Below are 2142 nucleotides of genomic sequence, written 5' to 3'. Positions count from 1 at the left end.
CACGCGGGGAGAGGGAGAGAGCTCACGGCCTTAAATACAAATACCCCTGCGACTGCAGCTCGGCGAGCCGCACCACGCCGCCCTTCTCCGCACTGACGAACCCCGGCAACAGATCCTGCAGCGTGACGTTCTGCGCCTTCATGGTGTTGCCGCAGGCGGCGAGCTCGACACCATCCTTATGGAATTCGCCGACGCGCTTGCTGATATCGGGATTGGCCTTTTCCGACTGAAACGACTTCAGCACTGGCCCGTGGATCACGAGCGCAATCGTCACATGCTCGGGGCCGCCGACGCCGTCGATATGGTTCTGGATGTTGCCGAGCACGAAGTTGACCTTCTCGGCGTCACTGAGGTGATAGACCACCTTCAGCTTGCCGGCCGAGGGCTGCTCGGTCGCGGCCCGGGCGCGGGAAGCGGCAAAGGCCGCGCCGAATGCGGAGACGGCGCTCCAGAGGATGTTGCGTCGGTTCATAATGGGCTCCTGACTTTGTCGGGACCCTATCACTTGTGCCGGAGCGCTGCGAGTTCCTTGCGGTCGGTCACGAGCGAGGCGCAATCGCTATTGGCGGTGCGGTCGAGGCGAAAGATCTTGTCATCGGCGCCGGCGACCAGCGAGCGTTCGGCCTCGTCGTCGGGCTTGTTGTTCTGCCAGACCCGGATCTGCTCGAGCCGGACGATGGCTGACCTGTTGTCCTTGGACAGCGCCACCTCGATGCCGCCGCCTTCGCAATCGACGCCGCAGCCGAGCCGGACCTCGTCGCCGTCCTTCAGCAGCACCGCATGGCTGCCGCAGTCGCCGCTCGAGTCGAAATCGCCGGAGCGATGCCGATAGCGGAAGCCGAGGCGGAAGGAGTTTCGGAACTCCTTGTTCTCCTTGTCCGGTTCCGCCGAGATCAGGAGCTTCATGGCGGCGACCTTCTGCTTGGGATGCCGCGCCAGATGCTCGGCATCGTAGCGGCGGACGAAGCAGGCATAGCTCGTCTTGTCGCCGGGCGGGCTGCCATAGATCCTGATGGTGAAGGCCTCGATCTCGGCCTTGGTGGTCTCGCGGACCTGGTCGGCCTCCTCGGCGCGGGCGCTGCCGGCGAACAAGGTGAGGGCGAAGGCAATGAGAAGAGATGGCTTCATGACCGCCTCGGGCAAAACGATGGGATGACCCGGCTATGCCTTCGTTAGTCGCGCCCAATCGCGGGTGCGTTCACGGGCCCGCGATCATCCCGGGGGGGCCGGTTTCGGCGATTTTGCCTGTCCCGGGACCGGATAAATGCTGCTAGACGGGCCGGATGAACAAGAGTGACCAATCGGATCGACGCATGAGACGGCGGACTTTCATTGGCGGCGCCGCACTTACCGCTGCCGCGCCCTGGCTTTCCGCGCGGGCGCAACCGGCGCCGCGCAAAAAGCTGGTCGGCATGGTCTCCTCGTTCGGCGAGCGGCAGATCCAGCCGTTGCGCGCCGCACTCCTGGACAGGCTGCGCGAACTCGGCTGGCGCGAGGGCGACAATCTCGAATTCGACCTGCGTCTGGCCGAGCCGATGCCATCGGCGCTGTCGGCGGCCTCGGCTGCATTGGTTCAGCGCGCACCCGACCTGCTCATTGCGCAGGGAAGCCCGACGCTCGAAGCCATGCGCAAACATTCGGGCACGATGCCGGTCGTGTTCCTGCTGGTGGCTGATCCCGTGGAGCTCGGTATCGTGAAATCTCTGTCGCATCCGGGCGGGAACCTGACCGGCTTCACCAACTTCGAGCTCGCGGTCGGCGGCAAATGGGTCGATCTTCTCAAGGACGCCGACACCACGATCGAGCGCATCGTCCTGATCGCGAACCCGGGCAACAACACAAGCGCGCCGTTTGCCCGCCAGATCGAGATCGATGGACGCGAGTCCGGTCTCAATGTGCAAACGATTTATGTGCGTGACGCCGCCGAGATCGAGCGCGCCATTCGCGGCGCGGCTGGTCCGCCAAGGGCCGGACTGATGACGCTGCCTGACTCGCTGCCGATTCTGCACCAAGACCTGATCATTAGGCTCAGCAACGAGCTACGCATTCCCGGCATCCATCCGTTCCGGACGTTTCCTCTGAACGGCGCGCTGATGTCGTACGGGCTGGATTTCCCCGACCTATTCCGGCAGGTCGCGTCCT

3 protein-coding genes are annotated in these 2142 nt (G+C 64.3%); 1 reads left to right on the top strand and 2 read right to left on the bottom strand.

Annotated elements, in window-relative coordinates:
* Nucleotides 1-22: 22 nt before the first annotated feature.
* Nucleotides 23-472: a DsrE family protein gene (locus C2U70_RS28975; RefSeq protein WP_186294538.1), complete on the bottom strand. Its 450-nt coding sequence runs from the start codon at nucleotides 470-472 to the stop codon at nucleotides 23-25.
* Between the two features lie 29 nt (nucleotides 473-501).
* Nucleotides 502-1128 (bottom strand): hypothetical protein, encoded by a 627-nt coding sequence (locus C2U70_RS28970; protein ID WP_140982050.1) that lies wholly within the window; start codon nucleotides 1126-1128, stop codon nucleotides 502-504.
* A 185-nt stretch (nucleotides 1129-1313) separates the two neighbouring features.
* On the opposite strand from C2U70_RS28970, the gene C2U70_RS28965 reads away from it, so the two are divergent.
* A partial coding sequence (locus tag C2U70_RS28965) for an ABC transporter substrate-binding protein (RefSeq protein ID WP_186294537.1) occupies nucleotides 1314-2142 on the top strand: 829 nt, incomplete at its 3' end.

Origin of the sequence: Bradyrhizobium guangdongense (assembly GCF_006483445.1) — a bacterium.
Taxonomy (GTDB): Bacteria; Pseudomonadota; Alphaproteobacteria; order Rhizobiales; family Xanthobacteraceae; genus Bradyrhizobium; species Bradyrhizobium guangdongense_A.
The sequence above is the reverse complement of the archived record's forward strand: the minus strand, read 5'-3'. Positions and strand labels throughout refer to the sequence as shown.